The sequence below is a fragment of the Micromonospora sp. NPDC005324 genome (genome assembly GCF_040607155.1).
GTDB classification, from domain to species: Bacteria; Actinomycetota; Actinomycetes; order Mycobacteriales; family Micromonosporaceae; genus Micromonospora; species Micromonospora trifolii.
Genome location: NZ_JBEXGE010000026.1, coordinates 24,724 through 47,221 on the forward strand (window position 1 = coordinate 24,724; position 22,498 = coordinate 47,221).

Annotated in this window: 9 protein-coding genes; 6 read left to right on the top strand and 3 right to left on the bottom strand. The window is 66.6% G+C overall.

The annotated features are described in order from the left end of the window. The first annotated feature begins 308 nt into the window (after positions 1 to 308). The 5 genes from ABZS40_RS24630 to ABZS40_RS24650 are packed head-to-tail and all read left to right on the top strand — an operon-like array spanning position 309 to position 18,974. On the top strand, positions 309 to 1,451 hold the full coding sequence (locus ABZS40_RS24630; protein ID WP_354945850.1) for a serine/threonine-protein kinase: 1,143 nt from the start codon (positions 309 to 311) through the stop codon (positions 1,449 to 1,451). 45 nt (positions 1,452 to 1,496) lie between these two features. Beyond that, complete coding sequence (locus ABZS40_RS24635) at positions 1,497 to 4,451, top strand: DEAD/DEAH box helicase (protein WP_354945785.1); 2,955 nt, start codon at positions 1,497 to 1,499, stop codon at positions 4,449 to 4,451. Then, a complete protein-coding gene (locus ABZS40_RS24640; RefSeq protein WP_354945786.1) occupies positions 4,448 to 9,958 on the top strand; it encodes a class I SAM-dependent DNA methyltransferase in 5,511 nt (1,836 codons plus the stop codon). Before ABZS40_RS24635 ends, ABZS40_RS24640 begins: the two co-directional genes overlap by 4 nt. 38 nt (positions 9,959 to 9,996) lie before the next feature. Beyond that, entirely contained in the window at positions 9,997 to 16,695 is a 6,699-nt protein-coding gene (locus ABZS40_RS24645) for a DEAD/DEAH box helicase (protein ID WP_354945787.1), read from the top strand. Beyond that, positions 16,692 to 18,974, top strand: coding sequence for a UvrD-helicase domain-containing protein (locus ABZS40_RS24650; RefSeq protein WP_354945788.1), 2,283 nt, complete (start codon positions 16,692 to 16,694; stop codon positions 18,972 to 18,974). Before ABZS40_RS24645 ends, ABZS40_RS24650 begins: the two co-directional genes overlap by 4 nt. 52 nt (positions 18,975 to 19,026) lie before the next feature. Here the strand turns inward: ABZS40_RS24650 and ABZS40_RS24655 are convergent, their stop codons facing one another. Then, positions 19,027 to 20,628, bottom strand: coding sequence for a restriction endonuclease (locus tag ABZS40_RS24655; protein ID WP_354945789.1), 1,602 nt, complete (start codon positions 20,626 to 20,628; stop codon positions 19,027 to 19,029). A 162-nt stretch (positions 20,629 to 20,790) separates the two neighbouring features. Between ABZS40_RS24655 and ABZS40_RS24660 the strand changes: the two genes are divergently transcribed. Continuing rightward, entirely contained in the window at positions 20,791 to 21,156 is a 366-nt protein-coding gene (locus ABZS40_RS24660; RefSeq protein ID WP_354945790.1) for a BTAD domain-containing putative transcriptional regulator, read from the top strand. A 162-nt stretch (positions 21,157 to 21,318) separates the two neighbouring features. Here the strand turns inward: ABZS40_RS24660 and ABZS40_RS24665 are convergent, their stop codons facing one another. Beyond that, positions 21,319 to 22,068, bottom strand: coding sequence for a DUF2637 domain-containing protein (locus ABZS40_RS24665; protein WP_354945791.1), 750 nt, complete (start codon positions 22,066 to 22,068; stop codon positions 21,319 to 21,321). Continuing rightward, the gene (locus ABZS40_RS24670; protein ID WP_354945792.1) at positions 22,065 to 22,457 is read right to left on the bottom strand and encodes a hypothetical protein; all 393 of its coding nucleotides are present in this window, start codon (positions 22,455 to 22,457) and stop codon (positions 22,065 to 22,067) included. The genes ABZS40_RS24665 and ABZS40_RS24670 overlap by 4 nt, the downstream gene beginning before the upstream one ends. Positions 22,458 to 22,498 lie beyond the last annotated feature (41 nt).

Sequence of the window (22,498 nt, forward strand, 5' to 3'; positions counted from 1 at the left end):
GAAAGGCCGACGCCTAAAGCAGTGCATATGGCTATAAAGCCGACTTTTCCGAGTGGGAGAGGCGCTCCTGCCGAACCCACGTTTTATTTGGTGACATGACGCGCCTTCCGTTCGATCAGCCGGCGCAACGACGAGGCGGCTAGGTCAAGGTCAAGGGACTGAAGAGGTGTGAACGTCGGCTTTTCAGCCACAGCGACGTCGCTGATTGGTCATGGGGCGCGTCGTGGCTCGCAGTCGGTGTGCCGTTTCGGCAGACTGAGCAGAGTGGGGGCTGGATGCAGGATGGGCGGATAAGCGCAGAATGTCGAATGAGTGAACTCCCGTCTCACATCGGCCGATACGCGGTCAGTCGAAAGCTCGGCAGCGGCGGTATGGGCGAGGTGTTCCTCGCATACTCGCCGGCTGGCTCGCCCGTGGCGGTGAAGGTCATCCGAAGTGATCGGCTGGATCCGGTCACCCGCGCCCGGTTCGAACGTGAGGCCGCCGTCGCCCGGACGGTGATCGGCACGAATCGCATCGCCCGGTTCCTGGAAGCGGACCCCTACGCGGACCGTCCCTGGCTGGCGATGGAGTACGTCCCGGGTTACACCCTGCAGGAGTACGTACGCGAGCACGAGGTGCTGCCCGTGGCTCTGGTGGCGAGCCTTGGCGCGCTCGTTGCGGAGGGACTGGAGGCGGTGCACGCTGCCGGCCTCCTACACCGGGACCTGAAGCCGCAGAACGTGATGCTCGGCGCAGACGGCCCGGTGATCATTGATTTCGGTCTGGCGGCATTCGTCGATGCTTCGTCGTCGCACGACTCCCTGTCGACCAGCGGGATGATCATCGGCTCGGTGCGGTGCATGCCGCCCGAGCAGGCCGGCGGGAACCCGCGGGTCACCGCGGCGGCCGACGTCTACGCGCTGGGTACAGTTCTTCTGTACGCGGCGGCCGAACACTACCCGTACGACGGGCCGTCATGGCAGGCCATCGTCTGGCAGATTACCAACCCTGAGATCAAACCGAATCTCACTGGAGTCCCCGCCCGCTTGCTCCCGCTCCTGCGAAAGATGCTCGCCTTCAAGGCCGAGGAACGTCCGACGACCCCCGATGTAGCTGCCGCCTGCGCCGAACTGCTGGCGGACGCCTCCATCAGCCCGGCCGACGCACGGTTGGCTCTCATCCGCAGGACCGCCGGCCGAAATCCGAGTCTGCGGGAGGGCCAAGTGCCGTCGCCGTCGATCGAGGCAAGGCTCGACGAGCTGAGTGCTGAGGGCGGCTCGGATGCGGATGGGCCGCTCGATGTGCCTCCGGCAACTCCCGAGCCGGTGGAAGCGGGGGCGCCAGAGATCGCGGAGCCCGAGGCCCCCGAGCCACCGGTTCGGCCTCGGGAGCGTCCACCGCGACGGCCGGCGTCCAGCCGGGTGGCGGCGGAGTTGCGAGCCGCCTACGCGGCCCAACCGACCCTGTAGCAGGGTGTACGGCGGTCGAACAGCAGAACGAGGAGCGGGGCAAGAGTGAATATCGAGGCCGAGACCGCAACCGGCGAGGGCAAGGTGTCGGCCGGCTTCCCGCCAGGGTCGCAGGTACTCGTACGTGACGAGCAGTGGCTGGTACGTAAGAGCACGTTCACCAGGCGCGACAGATGGATGATCGAGGTCACGGGGGTGTCGCCGTTCGTCCGCGGCGAGGAAGCGATCTTCTATCAGAGCCTCGACGACATCCGTATCCTCGATCCGCGCGAGACCAAGCTGGTGGCAGACGACTCGGCGAACCACCGGCGGGCCCGGCTGTTCCTGGAGGCGGTATTCCGCAAGTCTGCGCTGCCCCAGACCGAGCACGGGCTCGCGCTCGCAGACGGGTTCCTGATGCATCCGCAGGTGCACCAACTGCGGCCGGCTGAGCTGGCGCTGTCGATGAAGAACCCGCAGCCTCGGATCCTGATCGCGGACGTGGTGGGCCTGGGCAAGACCCTGGAGATCGGCATCTTGCTGGCCGAACTGATCCGACGCGGTCGCGGCGAGCGGATCCTCGTGGTGACGCCGCAGCACATCCTGGAGCAGTTCCAGCGGGAGATGTGGACGCGGTTCGCCATCCCGCTTGTCCGATTGGACTCGATCGGCATCCAGCGGGTGCAGCGTGAGATTCCGGCGGGACGTAACCCGTTCGCGTACTTCAAGCGGGCGATCATCTCGGTGGACACGCTGAAGAGCGCCGCCTACGCCCATCACCTGGAGCAGACCGACTGGGACGCAGTCGTCATCGACGAGTCACACAACCTGGTCAACCGGGGCACCCAGAACAACGAGCTGGCCCGGTTGCTCGCTCGCAAGACCGACGCGCTGATCCTCGCGTCAGCCACGCCGCACAACGGCCGAGCGGAGTCGTTCGCCGAGCTCATCCACATGCTGGACGAGGCCGCGATCGCCGATCCGAGCAACTACGATGTCGACCAGCTTGAGCATCTCTACATCCGCCGGACGAAGACCTCGCCTGAGGTGCGCGACTCGCTGACCGGTTCCTGGCCGGATCGCGGGCCGTCGACGCCAGTGCACGTTCAGGCCAGCGCGGCAGAGACCGCAGTCTTCGCGGAACTGATCGAGCGGTGGATCCCGGCCGAGGGCGGTACTTCGGTCAGTACCCATCAGCTGGTGCCGTATCAGCTGCTCAAGTCGTTCCTCTCCTCGCACCGGGCGTTGCTGGCGACAATCCGGACGCGGTTGAAGACGATCGCTACGTCCTTGGCCGAGAAGCCGGGCGATCAGGCGCGCCTTGCGGAGCGGACAGCGCTCCTGACGCTGCAGGAACTGACTGGGCACATCCAGGACGACGACGCGTCAAAGTTGACCGCCCTGGTGGCGCAGCTGCGTGAACTCGGCGTCGGACCGGGGTCGGACACCCGCGTCGTGATCTTCTCAGAACGCATCCCGACGCTCACCTGGCTGGCCCAGACCGTTCCCGCCGTGCTCGGGTTTCCAGCCAACGCCGAGGTCACCGACCGCAAACCCTGGACGGCTTTCAATGGCGCTGTGCAGGTCATGCACCGCGAGTCGACCTCGGATGAGGAGCAACAGCGCATCGTCGAAGCGTTCGGCCTGCGTGACGCCCCAGTCCGGATGCTGTTCACCGGAGACCTCGCCTCCGAGGGCGTCAACCTTCACCAGCAGTGCCACATCCTGATCCACTACGACCTGCCGTGGTCACTGATCCGAATCGAGCAGCGCAACGGCCGCATCGACCGCTACGGGCAGAAGCACTCGCCGCAATTCCGGGCCTTGGTGCTCACCAGCGACCTGCCGTGGCGTACCGATCCGGAGTCCGGCGCCGCACGCACCCTGGACGACCGCCTGGTCGGTGAGAAGCTGCTGGCCCGCGAGGCCGAGGCCCACAAGATCGAGGGCTCGGCAGAGGCAGTGACCGGCCTATACCGGGCGCAAGAGGAAGAAGATCGCCTGATCAAGGATCTGGTCGCTGGCCGGACCGTGGAGCAGTCGATCAAGAAGTCCCGAGCGGGCCGGAACGGTTTCCTCGCCAAGCTCGTCGGTCAGGTCGGCGCGGTCCCGGAGCGCAAGGAAGTCCTCAGAGCGGAGGTGTTGACGCTCTTTACCTCGACCGCGGACTACTTCGACGAGGGTCTCCGGCAGATTTGCCGGCCCAACCCCGAGGACCAGCTGTCGCTGTACCGCGACGACAACGGCACCATCGCCTTCGAGCCGCCAGCTGATCTGCTCTACCGGCTGCGGTCGCTGCCCAGGTCGTACCTGAAGGAGCAGCAGATCCTGCCGGGGCCGAATTCTCCCGGGCGTCTGCGTATAACCTTCTCCAAGGAACTCGCCGATGCCCGGCTGACGGCGGCGCGGGAGAGTTCAGACTCGCAGTGGCCGACGGTTTCCTACGTGACCGACGTACATCCGGTGCTGGACTGGCTCACCGACAAAGTGCTCGTCGAGGTCGGCCGGCACGAGGCGCCGGTCCTGGCTGCAGCCGTGACCGAGCCGGTCTTCCTTGTGCAGGGCATCGCCTCGAACCGGCTCGGCCGGCCGACCATCGTCAAGTGGATGGCGGCCACCGGCCTGCCAAATGACCCCAGGACCGTCGAGATTACTCCTGAGCTGCTGGCCGAGTTCGGTCTCGGACCACGGATGCCGGCACGCGCCGTCCCGCGGGACTTGGACGGGCTGACGAAGATGGTGCCGGAGGCGATCGAGGAGGCGCGCCGCTACTTCGGTGAGATCGAGGGCGGTTACCGTGCCGACATCAAGCGGACGCTGGAGCCCTACCGGGACAAGGTCGGCAAATGGAAGCAGGAAGCGCTGTTCGCCGGGCCGCGACCGGATCACCGGCAGGTCGACAGCACCGCCGAGCGCCTGATTCAGCTGGTGGCATCGCTGGAATCGGTCGGGGCGCCGATGTTGCGCCTCTTAGCAGTGCTGGAACCGCTCGCCGACGGGGTGAAGGGGACACAGGGATGAGCCGCGACTACGACTCACTCACCAACCGGGGCGAGTACCTCTCCGCGCACTACCTGGCCGAGGACCTGGACACCGACCTGCGGAAAGGGATCTTCGCGGTATGGACCGGGCGCGAAGGCGACGAGAACGACCCCCGTCGTACGCCGCGCGAGCTGATCCGTGGTCTGCGCGGCAGCTACCTCGGCGAGGACGGCCGGCGCTACTTCGCCGCTGCGGCTGAGGCCGACGGCGACGGCCCGATCCGTCTAGCCACCTACGACAACCCGGAGTGGCGCAAACGCCTGACCGAGTGGCACCAGGAGGTACTGCGAGCCCTCGGCTTCGACCCTGCACCGGTCACACTCGTCGCGCATCGGGCCGGCCGCGACCACACCGTTACCGTCGCGCTGCACACCGACGAGATCGTTGCGATCGACTGCGGCTGGACAGGCAACGCCGACGCGGCCCTCGACCCAAACGGTGCCGGACGCCTGCTGCATCCCCTGCACGTCAGCGGATCAGAAAAGTACGAGAGCGGCGCCGCGCTCGCGTCGTGGCTGTTCCAGAGCGAGATCGGCGGTCCCGGCGGCACCCACCCGCGTTTCGTCCTGCTGCTGCACGGCGGCGTGATCATCCTCGCCGATCGCGGCACCTGGGCCGAGGGGCGCTATCTTGCCGCGAACCTCGACACGGCGTTGGAACGCTACGACCGGACCCAGACCGGCGAACTGTCGACCATCGCCGCCCTGTTCAGCCGCGACATGCTGCGCCCCGGCGACAACGATCCGACCCGCCGTATCGACGTGCTGCTGAAGAACTCCAGCACCAACGCCGTCGGCGTCTCCAAGGAACTGCGGCACGGCCTGCAACGCTCCGTCGAGATCCTCGCCAACGAGGTTCTGCTCCGCATGGCGGAGCCGGGCAACAACGTACGCCCGGAGGACATCGAGAGCCCGAAGCTGCCGTTCGCCCGGGAGCTGACCCGCGAGTGCCTGCGATACCTCTACCGGGTCCTCTTCCTGCTCTACGCCGAGACCCGGCCCGAGCTGGGCATCCTGCCGACCGACGACGGCAGCTACGAGAGCGGCTACTCGATGGCCCGGCTGCGGGAGCTGTGCGCCCTCGACGAAGAGCTCGTCGAGGATGAGTCGAGAAACGGCTTCCATCTGTACGCGTCCCTCGACCTGCTGTTCAACAAGGTCAACTTCGGGCACCGGCAGTACGGCACCGAACCCGACGACGACCTCCCCGGCGATGACGAGGCGACCCGCAAGGAGAAGGCCGAACGCCGCAGCGAGGATCACGGACTGCGGTTCGAAGCGCTGCGCAGCACCCTGCTCGAACCGGGCGCCATCCGGCTGATCGGCACCCGCACCCTCGACCCGCGTAGCGACGAGGACGAAGATCCGCGCTGGCTCGACCTACGGCCCCGGAACGCCGCCCTGCACCAGGTGCTGCGCCTGCTCACCATGAAGCAGGGCAAAAAGGGCGAGCGCGGCGGCTTCGTCTCCTACCGTAACCTCGGCATCAACCAGCTCGGCGCCGTCTACGAGGGCCTGATGTCCTACACCGGCATCATCGCCGACGAGGAACTCTGCGAGGTCGCCCGCGAAGGGAACCCAGACGAGGGCTCCTGGCTGGTGCCCGCCCACCGCCAGCAGGACTACCCGGACGAGACGCTGGTCCGCTACAACGAGGCCGACGCCCGACACGGCCTGCGCGGCGTCAAGAAGTACGCGAAGGGCTCGTTCGTCTACCGGCTGTCCGGCCGTGAGCGTGAGACCTCCGCCTCGTACTACACGCCGGAGTCACTGACGAAGGTCACCGTCGAGCTGGCGCTCAAGGAGCGGCTCGACCAGGAACGCGACGCCGACGGCAATACGATCAAGACCCGAGCAGCAGAGCTGCTGTCGTACCGCCTCTGCGAACCAGCGCTCGGTTCCGGCGCGTTCCTGAACGAGGCTATCAACCAGGTCGCCGAGGAGTACCTGCGTCGGCGACAGGACGAGCTGGGGCGGTCCATCCCGTCAGGGCAGATGCTCACCGAGAAGCAGCGGGTCAAGGCCTACATCGCCCTGCACAACGCGTACGGCGTCGACCTCAACCCGACCGGCGTCGAGCTGGCCGAGGTCTCGCTGTGGCTCAATACCATGCACCCGGGCATGCTCGCGCCTTGGTTCGGCCTGCATCTGCGGCGCGGGAACTCGCTCATCGGCGCCCGGCGCGCGATCTACGCTGCCGACGACGTCTGCTCCACCGCCAAGGAGTGGCTCAAGGCCAAGGGAACCCTGGCCCCGACTCCGCTTCCGATGCGCGATGAGGACGGCAACCCTCAGCCGCTGCCGGCCGACGCGGTGCATCAATTCCTCCTGCCCACGCCGGGCTGGGCCGCTGTCGCCGGCAACACCGAGGCAAAACAGCTTTCTACCGACCAGAACAAGAAGCTCGCGGACTGGAAGAAGGGCATCCTCCAGCGGCCGACGCGGAACACCTCACATCTCAAGGCGGACGGCACCCCGAAACTGGTCACCCGCACCCAACAGCCGCAGCAGGAGAAGCCGTCCCAGTTCACCCGGCTCCGCGACGCCGCCCGGCGAGTCGAGTTCCTCTGGGCCGCGGTCGTCAAGCGGATGGACATGTCCGAGCAGAACATCGCCCGACGAATCCCGATCTGGGGAGCTGGGACGGACGAACCCGAGTACGGCTTCCTGCACCAGCAAGAGCGATCAACCCCCAAGGAGGACGTGCTCCGGGACCTCTTCGAGGCAGTCGACACCCCGTACTGGCGGCTGAAGCTGGTCATGGACGCCTGGTGTGCCCTCTGGTTCTGGCCGTCCGATCAGGCCGGGCTGCTCGACGGCACCGACGAGGAGTACGAGGTCCGTGGCAGCATCACACGCGACAGCCTGGCCAGCCTGATCGACACCACGGTTCCCGGCACTGAGCCACCAGCCGAACTGCCGCAGCAGGCGACATCCACTGCGGTTGCGCCCTCGGCGCCACCTGCCCGGCGCATGATCTCGCGGCCAATGACGCTCTTCCCCATGGACGGCGACCAGACGACCCTCGACGAACTTGGTTGGGGTCTGGAGCCCGAGCCAGTACCCGCAACGCAGCAGCCCCAGAAGAAGCCCGCGAAGGCCCCGAAGTCCTCGGCGCCGGCGCTCCGTCGAGTCATCCCCCTGAAGAACCTCGACGACTGGCTCGACTTCCTCGAAGCAGTCCTCGGCACCGCCGACGTCCCGCAGAACAGTTTCCTCGACGCGTACGACACGCTCGACAAGCTAAAGGATTTCGAGAAGTCCCTGTCCGGATTCTTGAACATGGACACCAAGCCGCCGGAAGACCGGTTCCCGTGGCTGCGGGTCGTCCGCGACATCGCCGACCGGCAGGGCTTCCTGCACTGGGAGCTGGAGTTCGCACTCATCTTCGCCGAACGAGGCGGCTTCGACCTCCAGGTCGGCAACCCGCCCTGGGTTCGGCCCCGCTGGGACTTCGACGCGGTGATGGCCGAGTACGAGCCCTGGTTCGAACTCGCCGACCGGCCATCCGAGTCCGACAAGGAACGCCGTCGCCGCGATCTACTCACGAAACCGCACATCAAGGCATTCGTCCTTGACGAACTGACCAACAACAGCGCGGCGGTGGCGCTTCTCGGGGCACCCCAGATGTATCCGCTGCTGGCTGGTACCCAGCCGGATCTCTACCGTGCCTTCATGTGCCAGATCTGGGCGCACATGTCGCGCCGAGGGACCGCTGGCATGCTGCATCCGGACACCCACTTCGCCGGCGAGAAGGAAGGGCCTCTGCGAGCCGCCGCGTATCACCGGCTCCGCATCCACGGCGACTTCGTCAACGCCGGTCAGCGCTTCTTCCCTGAGCCGGTTGGCCACACCGCTCATTTCGGCGTCCACATTTACGGCTACACCAAGCCGATCGAGTTCGCCCATCTCTCGTGGCTCGTGTCGGCTGACGCCCTGCGGCTCTCCGGCGATCACGACGGTTCCGGGGACGTTCCTGGCATCCGGTTCATGAATCGCGAGTTCGATGAACGACCCCACCGGAGCCGGGTCGTGACCGTGAACAAGGACGTTCTCGCGGTCTGGCGACGGGTACTCAACGAGGAGAGCCGGCCGCTCGACCAAGCACGGTTGCTGTTCCCTGTAAGCACCGCTGAGATCCCCGCAATCGAGGCGCTCGCCTCGTATCCGATTCGCCTCAGTGCGCTGAGTCCACAAATCTCCCCCGGATTTCACAGCTCTGGAGCCAAGAAGGCAAATCTGATCGACTACAACCGGGTGGATCCAAATACCGGACGGGAGTATCAGCCGAAGAGCTGGAGCGAGGTCGTCCTGAAAGGGACCCAGTTGGGCCTCGCCACTTCGGCATTTAAGCGCCACGACGCGAACAGCAACGATCCCTATGGCTTAAACATTGTTTGCCTGCCCATTGATTTCGTTCCTGACACTGAATACGTGCCAGTCCTTGGGCGGGAGGAAGCGTATCGCCAGGCTCATGATCAGTGGATCGATCACGCCGAACTGGCACGTCTTCGCTCGGACGACAAGGCGCAGGGCGACGCGCGGTCGCTAATCGCCGAAATTGAGGACATTCCGCAAGGTGACGTCGACCCAAGAAAGGTCGAGGCCATCCTCGAGCAGAGATCTCTTCGACCATATACCGATTTCATTCGCGTGGCATGGCGAGAAGTCATCTACTCCAACACTGAGCGAGGTCTTTACAATGCCATCGTGCCACCAGGCGCAGCCCATACGCACAGTGTTCGCAGTGCTTGGATCAACGACAGCTACACAACGGCACTACTTTCGGGGATGTGGTCCTCGATCCCTCTCGATTACTTCCTTCGAATCACGGGGACGAAGCACCTCGATGTCGGCCGAGCAGGCAGCCTTCCGGCGCCTTCGGCTGAACACCCCCTCGCCTCAGCGCTCCTCCTGAGAACACTTCGCCTCAACTGCCTTACGTCGGCCTACTCCAGCCTTTGGGAGGAGCTATTCGAGCCGGATTGGCCCTCGGCCGAAACGTGGGCCTGCGAATGGCCGGGCTTGGCGGCCTTGGCCGACGTGGAACCCAAGTGGCAGCCTAAGACACCATTGCGTAGCGAACGCGCCCGGCGAGCCGCGCTGGTTGAAGTCGACGCGCTGGTCGCGGTCTGGGTAGGGATGAGCGCCGACGCCTTAGTCGCCGCCTACCGCGGGCGTTTTCCTGCATTGCAGAAGTATGAAGCGGTGACATGGTTCGACGCAGACGGCTGGAAGCTTGCCGGTAACGCCCGGACAATCGGTCAGCGACAGACAAAGGCCACCTGGGCTCAGTTTGAGGCATACCAGAACGACAGGTCCGAGCCCAGGAAAGTTCCGCCGCCTGAGGGCTATACCCCGCCGTTCTACAAGGCGGATCGGGTAGCCGAGATGACGGCGGCGCACGCGGTGTTCCAGGCTCGATTGGATGCGGCGATTGCCCGCGGTGAGTGGGATCCGGTCACGCGGAAGGCGGCGAAGCAGTGAGGCCGACCCTGGAAGCGCGTGGGCTGAAGGAGAGCCTGTTGCAATACCTCTCGACCACGTACGCGCTGGCCGACGAGGGCGCCCGGGAGGCGCTGCACCGATTCCTCGGCAACGAGACGTCGGGGATGTTCCGTGGGCCGTTCCTGCGGATCAGGACTCCTTTCACCACGGCGACGCCTGGTTGGGAGCAGCATCTGGAGTGGCGGCGGGAGGGCTGGACGCCGTACGCCCATCAGGCTCGGGCCTTTGCCCGGTTGAGCTCGGCGAATGGTCACGTGCCGGAGCCGACGCTGGTCACCACGGGCACAGGCTCCGGTAAGACGGAGTCGTTCCTCTACCCGATCCTCGATCACTGTCGCCGGGAGCGGGCGGCCGGGCGGTCCGGGGTGAAGGCGTTGCTGCTGTACCCGATGAACGCGGTCGCCACCGACCAGGCGCAGCGGATCAACGAGCTGCTTCTCGGGCACCGCGACGAGATGGGCGCCCTGACGGCCGGTCTCTACATCGGTGACCGGGCCGCGATCCAGTACGAACGGGTCTACACCCGGCGGCAGGACATGCAGCTGACCCCGCCAGACATCCTGATCACCAACTACAAGATGCTCGACCTGCTCCTTCAGCGGGTCGACGACGCGCCGCTGTGGCAGGACGCGGACCTTCGCTACGTGGTGGTGGACGAGTTCCACACCTACGACGGCGCGCAGGGTACCGACGTCGCGATGCTGCTGCGCCGGCTCGCATCCGTCGTGGGCGCCGGCGAGGAGGGCCGCCCGCTGGGCCCGATCTGCCCGGTGGCCACCTCGGCGACGCTCGCCTCGGCGTCCGACGAGCGCGCCACCGAGGATCTGCTAAAGGTGGCGACAGCGGTGTTCGGCACCCCGTTCACCGCTGAGGCGATCGTCGGTGAGGATCGCCTCACCATCGACGAGTTCATCCCACTGCGCGATATCGGGGAGCTACCGGACGAGGACGTGATCCTGCCGACCCCGACGCCGGACGAGCTGCTCGCTCTGCCGGACCCAACCAGCGGCGACGATGCGCTCCTGCTGCTGGCGCATGCTGTGACCGGTATCGACGATCTGGATCAGATCGAGCTCGGAAGGCGACTCAAACGGCACCTATTCACCAAGGCGTTGCTCATCGCTCTTGAGGGCGATGTGAAGAGTGGCCCGGACGTGCTGCGGCTGATGTGGCGTGCCGGCGCGCAGAGCTGGTCGTCGGCGATCACTAAGCAGCCGGAGAAGGCCGCCGCGGCGCTGGCCAGGTTCGTGGCGCTGCTCTCGTACGCCCGTGATCCTCAGTCTCCGCCCGGCGAGCTCCGGCCGTTCGTGCATGTCGAGGTGCACCAGTGGGCTCGGGCGGTGACCCGGTTGCTGCGTGGGGTGTTGCCGTGGCCGAAGGCGGAGTTCCGGTGGGACGTCGCCGGGACCCGCGATCCCGGCACCGATCAGGGCGTGGTGACAGTACCCGTGACGACCGCGACCGCCGGGCAGGCCGCGAACCTGTTCCTGCCGGCGGTCTACTGTCGGGAGTGTGGTCGCTCCGGCTGGGCGGTCTTCTCGCCGGAGAGCGACGACTGGGACGTCCAGTTCGACAGCTACAAGATCCGCCGGGCCTCGACGGGGCAGGACAAGGTCCGGATCCGCTACCTGATCGCGGCCACCGACCGGGAGGCCGCCGAGGGCGCCGGCCGCAACACGATGCGCGACGCCGGCCAGCGTGTCGGAGCACCGTCGGCGGCACAGGGCCCTGGCGGGACGCTGATGGTGCTGGACGCCGTCCGGCAGCGGCTGCGGCTACCGGACCCCGGCTCCGACTACAACGACGAAGGGCAACCCGCGCTGACCGCACGGGACTCGACGTTCCTGCTGGTCAACCTTGGTTCGACGGCCAACACGGCCGCGGCGGAGGACTGGTGCCCGGCGTGCGGTGAGCGCAACGCCATCCGCTTCCTCGGCACCGGTGCGGCCGCTCTGGCCGCGGCGGCTATCACGCAGATGTTCACCGCTGGCGAGCTGGACAAGGAGGCGTTCGAGGACAAGACCCTCATGTTCAACGACTCGGTCCAGGACGCGGCGCACCGGGCCGGTTTCGTGGCGAACCGGTCGTACACCTTCTCGCTGCGGGCGTTGCTCGCCGCGCACCTGCGCCAGGAGTCCGCCACCGCTCTGAACGACCTGATCGCCGACGTGGTGTCTGCGACGACCGATCCGCAGACCCTCGCTGCGGTCGTACCTCCGGATCTGCATGGCCTGCTCGGTGTCGACCGCCTGCTGTCCGGCCGTGGGCGTGGTGGCGATATCGCAACCTGGCAGTTGATCGGGCAGCGGCTGGCGTTCGAGACGCTGATGGAGTTCGGGTTCCGCTCCCGCAACGGCCGCACGCTGGAGCTCACCCGCACCGCGGCGGCGCACATCCACCTCGCCGATCCGGCCGCCGTCACGGCGATGGTCAAGGAGGTCCACCTCGATCTGGGCCGGGATGGCCTGCCGATCATGGAGGCCGACGACGCCACCTACCTGGGTTTCGTCCGGGTATTTCTGGAACGGCTTCGCAGCCGCGGCGCTGTCTCGCACAAGTGGCTGAGCAAGTACATCGACGAGGCCGGGACGAGCCGGTACTTCATCTGGGGACAGCGTCCGCAGGGCATGCGAGCGTTCCCGAACCGGGTCGCGGCGCCGAAGTTCTTGCTCGCGGCGCCGAAGAACGGCAGTGACTTCGACGTGGCCTCCGGCCGGCTGTCCTGGTATGAGCGGTGGACGGGCCGCACCCTCGGCCTGTCGCGGGAGGTCATCCCGGAGTTCTGGTACCGGCTGCTGCCCGAGCTGACATCGGCTGGGCTGCTGTCCGTTCGTACCCCGAATGATTCCTCCGCCCGCATCTACGGCCTGCAACCAGGCAACATCGAAGCCCTGCTGCTGGACGACAGCCAGGTGCGGGAGGCTTTCGTACGTTGCCCGGTCTGTTTCTGGGAGCAGACGGTGCATCCGACGCTGCTCGACCAGTGGCACGGCCAGCGGTGCCCGGCCTATCGGTGCCGCACCGGCCGCTTAATCGCAGGCAACCGGCCGATGGAACTCGGGCGCCACCAGCGTGACCGTGACTACACCCAGGACTACTACCGCCGGCTCTACCGGCAGGCGGGCACCTATCAGGTGAACACCGCCGAACACACCGGCATGCTCACCCGGCAGCAGCGGGAACGGGTCGAGCAGGCGTTCAAGCAGGGCCGCAAGCCCGACGAGACGGGCGTAGTGGCGTTCAAGAACCCGAACGTCCTGTCCTGTACCCCGACGCTGGAGATGGGTATCGACATCGGGGACCTCTCCGCCGTGGTACTCGCCGCGCTGCCTCGCCGACCAGCGGGCTATGCCCAGCAGACCGGACGTGCCGGACGGCGTACCGGCAACGCGTTCCTGCTGACCATCGCCGACCGCTCTCGGCGTGACCTGTACTTCCTGGATCAGCCGAAGGAACTCATCGCCGGGACGATCGTGCCGCCGGGCTGTTACCTGTCCGCGGTGGAAATCCTGCGCCGGCAGTACCTCGCCCACCTTCTCGACCTGGCCGCGGCCGGACGCCTTGCCCGCGCTGACGGCGTTGTACTGCGGGCGCTGCCGGACCGGGTGAACGCGCTGTTCGGACTGTCCGGGTATCTCGTCGACCTGATCGAGGTCGCCGTCACCCAAGCTGCCGAACTCGTGGAGGGTTTCCTCCGGCTGTTTCCCCGCGACGACGGCGCTGACCTGTTGCCACGCGGTGTCACCGAAGATGCACGTAACGATCTTATCGAGTACGCGTCACACGGCCTGCGGGCGGCGCTGGAGGAAGCCGAGCGGGAGTGGCGGCGCCAGGACGAAGGGTTGCGGGCCCGGATCCGGACGATCAGCGAGGCGTACGACGAGCTGCACGACTCCGACCCTGACGAGGCGGACGAGAAGGCGATGCTGGATGCCGAGCGACGGGCGCTCGGCAAACGGCTGATGGACCTCGGGAACACCACGGCGCAGGGTGCGTTGTGCGATCTTGGCCTGCTGCCCAACTACGCCCTGGTCGATACGGTCACCACACTCAACGCCACGCTGTACGGGCCGGACGGTGTGAGCCCGAAGGACGGCAAGACGCCCCGCTACAAGTCGAAGCCGGTGAGCTACCAGCGGCCCCGCCGATACGCCCTGGAGGAGTTCGCCCCCGGCAACACCTTCTACGTCAACGGCTACCGCCACCAGATCACCGGCATCGACATCATCACGTCTGGCCGGCCCGAGTGGCATCACTGGCGCGTCTGCCCGGGCTGCGGATACATCCGCACAGAAGACGCTGTGCACGACCGGTCTGCCTGCCCCCGCTGCGACAGCACCTACATCGCCGACGACGGCTGCCTCTTCCAGGTCGTCGAACCGTCGACCGTGACTTCGCGTGACCTGCGGGAAGACGCCCGGATCCGGGACGATAAGGACGAACGCGACCGTCGCTTCTACACGGTCGTCGACGCGGTCGACTTCCCCGACGACGAGATCGCCCCCGGTTCGTGGCGGCACACCCACCAGACGTTCGGCGTCGACTACTGCCGGCGCGCGATGATCCGGCGCATCAACGTCGGGCCGGCCCGCTATGACGCGCCGCCGCGGGACGACTTCGCCGGGCACACCGTACGGATCAATCCGTTCCACGTCTGCACGGGATGTGGGGCAACGAGCGCGGACGGCCAGCCGGTTTTCAATCTCGAATCGGACGCTCTCACCTCCTCCCAGGCGCGTAACCCGCAGCTGAAGAATCACCGCCCGTGGTGCCCGCTGCGCCGGGGCAAGCCGGACAACATCACGCAGGAGAAGGTCCTGCTCGCCCACCAGTTGCGGACAGAGGCGCTGCGCATCCTGCTTCCGGCCGCGGCTGCCGACGTCGACACCCGGGTGCACTCCTTCCGGGCCGCGCTGCGGATGGGCGTGGACCTGCACTTCGGCGGCGACCCGCAGCACCTGGACACCACCGTCGCCTCTATGCCGGACCAGGCGAGCGGAGAACGCCGCTGGTTCCTGGTCCTCTACGACCGGCTCCCAGGAGGCACCGGCTACCTGGACCGGCTCACTAAGGCCGAAGACTTCCAGAAGGTGCTCTTGAAGGCACACACCGCGCTGCTCGGCTGTAAGTGCAAGGACGAGCAGCGCCGGGCCTGCCATCGCTGCCTGCACCGGTACACCCCTGAACCGCAGCAGGACCTTGTCTCCCGCAACACCGCGCTCCGGATGATCAGCTCACTGCTCTTCGACGACGACGGGTGGAAGACCGAACCGGTCGCCAACACCCGGAAGATCGGACTGGACGGCCAGCTCGAATCCGACCTCGAACAGCGCTTCCTCGACCTGCTGCGCGGCTGGGTGTCGGTTACCGACGACGTATCGCTCGACGAGGACGGCCACGCCAGCGGGCACCTGCGCTTTGCCCGCGGCACCGACCTAGTCCACTGGCGGATGACTGCCCAGCAGCAACTGCGCCGGACCAGGACCGACTTCACCTTCAACCGGGTAGACGGTCCCAGCCAGAGTGTCACCGTCTACCTGGAGGGCTTCCGGTTCCACGCCACCCCTGAGCACAACCGCATCGCGTCGGACGCCCGGCAGCGGACCGCCCTGCGCGCCGAGGGCCACCGCGTCTTCCAGGTCACCTGGTCCGACATTGAGCTGTTTGAGCAGCGGCCGACCTCCACCCGGCCGGTCTGGCCGCCGTACTCAGGAACGGCGCAGGAGCAGGCCAAAGATGCCTTCGAGGAGTTCGACGGCAACCGGGCCCAGCTGACCGGCATGATCTACACCAACCCGGTGAACTCCCTGATCGCCTACCTGCGAGACCCCGACGAGCGACGGTGGGCGTCAGCGGCGGGTGCCATGGTGACCGGGCTGCTGGCCGAGCCAGGAACCGCTCTACTAACGGCGACGACCGATCGCCGGGAACTGGCCCGGACGCTCCGCGCCGAACTCAACGGGATCACCGCTGGCCAGCCCGAACAGCCCCCGCCTGTCGGGGACCCGGACGCCACGCTGCACGCTTTTCGGGCGCACGATCAGTGCGGGCTGCCGATCATCGTCACCCTCGACGCCAACGATCCGGACCACCCGCGCTGGACGGCGCTCGCGGCTCTCGACGACCGTGACGCCGCACTCACCGGCGATGGCCACTGGCGGCGCTGGCGCTCGTGGCTCTACTGGACCAACCTCACCCAGTTCCTCGCGTACGCCGGCGGTGACGGAGTCCAGCTCGCCTACAGCACCGCCGCCGAACTCGACCTCGACACCCTCGCCGTCTGCGGCGGCGTCGGTGAACTCGACTCGCTGAACGGCCCGCCGCCGAAGCCGACGGCCAGCTTCGACGAACGCGCTGCGGCGACGTCCGGACCGCGGGACCAGCAGTGGGACGACGAGATTCTGCAAATCCTCGACGATGAGCTGGAACACGGCGGTGACCTCGGTATTCTCGCCCGCAGGCTGGCCGACCGGGGTAAACGCGCACCCGTGTTCGGCTACGAACTCGGCGCCGGCCGCTGGCAGGTCGACTTCGCCTGGCTCCTGCCGAACTTCAAGATCGCAGTAGTGGCCCTGCACGGTGATGACACCGACGCACGGCACCGGGACGAGGCATACGCCGAGGAAGGCTGGACGATGCGAACCGCGGCCGAGTGGCTTCAACACCTCGACGAACTCGAAGACCTGCTGCCCGACATGGAAGACTCCGAGTCATGACCGCGCGACTCAGCCTGCACTACAAGGCCGAGGAAGAGCTTTACAAGCTCGACCGGACGGTTAAGGGACTGTTCTACGACTTCTGCCACCGGTTTCGAAAAAACCCGGACCAGCCTGGCTTGGACCTGAAGAAGCTTAAGGGCGACTCTCGCATCCACCGCGCCAAGATCAACCAGTCGTACCGGGCGCTACTCATCCCGGTCGAGACCGACGAGCGTGGCCGCCAGCACTGGCTGATCATCGCGGTCCGGCACCGCAAGGACGTGTACGACGAACTCCAGGTCGCGGTCAACCGAGTCACCGGAGAGCTCGAGTTCGTCGACCTCGCAGTGATGGGCGACAGCTCCCTGCGTCGTGCAGGGATCACGCTCACCCCGGCCGAGCCCGATGATGTAGCTCCGACGCCGGCTCCCAGCCCAGAGCCCGATCAGGTCCCAGACCGGCCGCCCCTACTCGGCGCTTACACCACCGACCAGCTCCGCGACCTCGGCGTTGCCGAGCAGCTCATCGACTTGGCCTTGGCTGTCACCAATGACGAGGAACTGGACCGACTCGTCTCGGGTGCACCACTGCTGACCAAGGACGTGCTCTACGGACTCGCGGCAGGAATGAGCATCGACTCAGTGCTCGAAGAGGTGACCCGGCCGGTCAAACTGCCAACCTTGCCGGACCTCGCCGACATCTCCACCGCCGTCAGCCGTACCAATGTCTCGTCGATCGACGACGACGTGCAGGCGGCCCTGGACGAGGGCAGTTTCCGTAGCTGGAAACACTACTTGCACCCGACCCAGGCCAAGACCGCTCGGCGTGAATACACCGGTCCGGCCCGGGTGTCCGGCGGTCCGGGCACCGGCAAGACCGTCGTCGCGCTGCACCGGGTCAAGCATCTCGCCGAGCAGTTGACCGAGGACGGTGCGCAGATCCTGCTCACAACCTTCACCGCCAACCTCGCCGCCGACCTGCGGCTCCGCCTCACTTCTCTGATAAGCAAACCGGAGCTGTTAGCGAGGGTCGACGTCATGCACATCGACCAGCTCGCCGCCCGCGTCATCGGCGAGAACACCGACCAGCGCAACCGCCGCAAGCGCATCAGCGATCAGGCGGCTATGACCGAAATGCGGCATCTCCTCCTCGAACTCGACGAACAGCGCTGGGAGGCCGACTTTCTCCTCGACGAATGGGAGCAGGTTATTCTCGGCCAGGCGCTGAGAAGCCGGTCGGACTACTTCAGCGCGCGGCGCGGCGGGCGTGGCCGCGCACTCACCCGCCCAGAACGCAGCCAGATCTGGAAGCTCATCGAGCAGTTCGCCGCTCGCCTCGACAAGCTCGGCGCCGAGACCTGGGGCCAGGCCGCCGAACGCGCCGCCCGCTTCGAGATCGAACACGCTGCCGCAGCAGTGCGGTACCGGAACTCACCTCCGACGGCTGATGACAGCTCCGGCTCTCGGCCTCCCGCGTACCGCTACCGGCACGTCGTAGTAGACGAAGCCCAAGACCTGCGCGCCGCTCACTGGAAGATGTTGCGCGCCATGGTTGAGCCAGGCCCGAATGACCTCTTCATCGCCGGCGACACCCACCAGCGGATCTATGACCACCAGGTCTCCCTGGGTGCTCTGGGCATCAACATTCGGGGCCGCTCACGTCGGTTGACACTCAGCTACCGCACCACCCGCGAGATCCTGGAACACGCCCTCCGGATCGCCGAGGGCAACAAAACCGTCTACGACGATCTCGACGACGGCATCGAGAACCTCTCCGGATACCGGTCTGTCCTGCATGGCCCCACACCGACCTTCATCGGATATCAGAACTGGCCGGACGAACTGGCCGGCGTCGGCACCCTGCTACAGGGATGGTGCGACGAAATCTCGACCGACAACAGTGGCGCCCGCCAAGACCCGTCCGGCCACGTCGCGGTCGCGGTCGCGGATCACGAACAGCTGACCCAGGTCATCGAGTACCTGGAGACACAGGGCGGCCTGACCTGCGCCGAGCTCACCAAAGACGGACCGCGCGGCGACGGAGAGATTCACGTGGGGACTATGCACCGGTTCAAGGGTCTTGAGTACCAGCGGCTGGCAATCATCGGGGTGCGCAAGGGTGCGATCCCACGTCCCTACATCGAGCGCTACCGCCGGTCCGAACCGCAGAGGTATGAGCTCGAGCAACGCAAGGCCCGGTCGCTGCTCTTCGTCGCCGCGACCCGTGCCCGAGACGTACTAGCCATCACTTGGCACGGTGCACCCAGCCCTTTGTTGGATCCAGTGGTCAACGGCTGAGACCGCCCTGATGCGACTGCTCGGTTCGGGCTGCGCCGTTCCCTCGCCTGTCTCAGCTACTGGCGGTTGCCGCGCTGGCACCGTCTGGTCCGGTGGTCGCGGTACGAGGGCGCTTGATGCCGATCAGTACGTCCTTGCCGAGGTGCTCTTTGATCAGGTAGGTGAGGCGGTTGCCGTCGATGAGTTCGATCCGCCCGTGTTCGCGGGCCTTCTGCCACGAACGTGGTGTGAACCATGAGGTGGTGACGAGGATGCCGTGTCCGGCCTTCTTCTCTTCGATGGCGCCGGCGAGTTCACGGATGTGGCTGACGCCCACGGCATCCTTGTAGCGTTTGGCCTGCACGATGCTCAGCCGGCCGAGCAAAGCCGAGCGATTGACGACGACGGCGTCGACTCCGTCGTCGTAGTTCTGTTCGGTGGTCCAGCTTTCTACGCCCATCGCCTCGAAGATCTGCCGGACCAGGTGTTCGAACTCGGTGGGGCTCATCTTCATCAGGTCGGGGCGTGAGTCGAGCGTGGAGACGGCATCCATGCCGTCGACGAAGGAGAACTTGGTCAGGTCGAAGTCCAGGATCGGAGTGATCGGCTCCAGCTCGTACGGGTGCGGCGAGACGAGGGCGTTGAGGTGGCGCAGGCACACCTCGGGGCGGACCTGGGCGAGGACGAGTTGGGCGAACAACTCACGTTCGACGTTGAGGCTGATCAGGCAGGGGTATTCGCGCTGGCCGGTTCCGGGGTTGATCGCGTCGACGTGGCCGTTGAACCCGATGCTGGCAAGCTGCGGATCCGCTTCGAACAGGTTGTGCAACGTCAGGAGCGCTACCTGGGCGACGAGCGATCGGTACAGCTCGCTGGTCTCCTTCGTGGGTCGTGGGACCGGTTGGATCTCGTCGCGGATCTGGACGTACTTGTAACCACGCACGGTGGGTACAGCGTCGCGCCCGGGGAGCTGCATGCGTACGACGATCTGCGCCTGATGGGGACTGAAGGTGATCTCCGCGCGCCGGGGGAAGTCTTCTGGCAGGGGTACCTGGTTGAGGGCGAGCCCGAGGACCGACTCGACGGTCTTTCGGTCTCGGGCGCGGTAGCTGGTGATCAGTTGCTCGACGTGTCGGTTGTGCTCCTCAACCTCCGCCAGATGTTGCCGGACCCGCTCGTCATGATTGCTGCGTGCCGCGTCGAGCCGCCGCCGCCGGTAGGCATCGGCGGCCTGCCATGCCTGCATGGCCTGCTGATGGGCGGCGCGGGCTTGGGCGAGCTGCTGCTGGTAGCGGCTCTGCCCGCCGAGGAGCCGGCTGACCATACCGGGTTGCGGCGGCTCGAACTGCCCCCAGGCCGGTTGGGCGGCAACCGCGGCGAGGTCGCCCGGGTTGAAGGGCTGCTGCGAGGGCTGGCGTTTAAGCGAGGTCAGGTCGATTCGAGCGGTGTGGTGTAGGCCAGAGGTGAGGATCGCCTGCAGCTGCCGTGCCCGGTTCTCGACTTGGGTAGTCCGCAGTTCGGTCTCGCGCTTCTGGTCGGCGATGTGCTGGTCTCGTTTTGCCCGATCAGCGGCCTTGGCCGCAGCTGCGGTGGCGTGCTGCTGCCGCTCGAGTTCTCGTGCCTGTTGGCGTTGCCAGCGTTCCGACTCGTTCGGCGAGGGAGACCTACGCGCCATCCAGTTGCCTCCGGTGAAGATCTCGGGCTGCTGTTTCAGCGCGGCCAGGCTATCGCTGGGGATCGGCCTCGTCTAGCCGTGCGTAGCCGAATCATTACCTGAAGCGTTGGAGCGTCGTGCTGCCTTTGGCCCCGCTCTGTGGACGCCGCGACTTGAGGTTGTGTGTTGCGCAGGGCCACGGCGGTCCTTCTTGGCCGGTGCGACGCCTTCGACGTCGACCTGTGGACCATGCGGGACGTCATCACCGCAGCGCAATCCGCCACCGAGCCAGCCGCCCGCATCGCCGCTCTACGGCGCGCAGCCGACGTCTACCGCGGGCCGATCGCCGACCACGCCGGATACCTGTGGCTCGCACCGCACCGCGACACCGTGATGCGCGAGTTCGTGACTGCGGCCTTGACACTCGCCGAGGCACTCGCGGACCGGCTCGCCGAAGCCAGGAGTGCGCTTCAGGCCGCCGCGCTACATCACCCCGACGATGAGCGCCTCGCCGCTGCGCTTCTGGCAACCCGCCGTCAACCGGACTGAACGCCCGCCCGGATGGGACCGCAGCACCGAAGCGACGAGAACTCTCCCGCACTAATAAACCGGCTCCTGTCAGATTCTGCGAACTCCTCAATTTCTTGATCTTGCAAGATTCAGCTGAAAGTCTGATGGATGAAAAGCACAAGATGGATCAAATAGAAATTTTTAGGAGAGGCCGTTCCACGGGTTGTCAACACCTTCAAGAGCCATCCCCGCGTCCTCAGGCTTGACCGCCGCGAGGCGCCGGACATGACGCTCGGACACGCCGGCGGCCAGAGCCAGCTCCGCAACGCTGGCCTGGGGACGTTCGGCCTGCAGCCGTGCGACGACATCTGCCGTCCGCTCCGCGCGTCCAGTCATACGCTTGCGTCGCCCGGTTCGACGCAGAGGCGGCGGTACCTGACTCGTCGCCGGACCGTCGGCGGCCCCAGCCAGCTGCGCCTGGCTCGCCTCAGGCACAACGTCCGACGGATGAGACTCCAGCGGTGGAGACGCAGCGTCGCAGGCAAGCGGCTGGGCGGTGTCTGACGTTCGAAGGTCGTTGCCCGAGGCCGGTTGCGCTCTGGTCAGCATTTCCACGACCAGCAGCAGCGCCACTGCTGGCCACGCCGCCACGATCCGCGCGCCGAGGCTGGGCTCGGCGGCGGCGATGTTCGCCGCGACGCTGGCCGCCACCCCGACCGCGAAAGCCGTACGGGCCGACCAGCGCACCCTCCGGCCGGCGCGTTTGTCCTCGACCATTGCCGCCGACGCGACGACCAGCATCCCGTCGACCGACAGCGGCAGCACATACGCCACCTCGGGACGCTCCCCGAACCTCAACGCCACGGCGACCATGTGACTCCACGACGACCAGGCAGCAATACCGGCCACCGCCACCGTGCTCACGTCTCGGGCAAGCCGGGTTGGCGTCACCAAATCACCTCCAGCCCGAGCCGTCGCTCGATGGCCAGAACCTCGGCGGGGTCCACGGACGGACGTCCGCCGATGTCCAGCCGCGTCTGGACATCGGCCCATCGCCGCCACCGCCGGACGACGTCGCTCGCGGCGAGACCGGTCGCATTCGCGATGTCCGTGAGGTCCGCGCCCGCCCGTAGAGCGGAGTGGATCGTCGAGGGTTGCCAGCGACTCCACCGGGACACCATCGCAGCGGACAACGCCAACTCCGCCAGGACGCCACCGAGTCCATTCTCCGGCGCCCGAGCGACGGCATGGTCATGAAGATCGAGAAGGAGTTGGAACGGGTTGATCTCTTCTGCATCGGCGAACCGCACCGGCGGTTCGGTCGGTCGGGTCGGGTTCATCGGGCACCGCGCGATGCTGGTGAGCTGGGCAAACTCAGTGG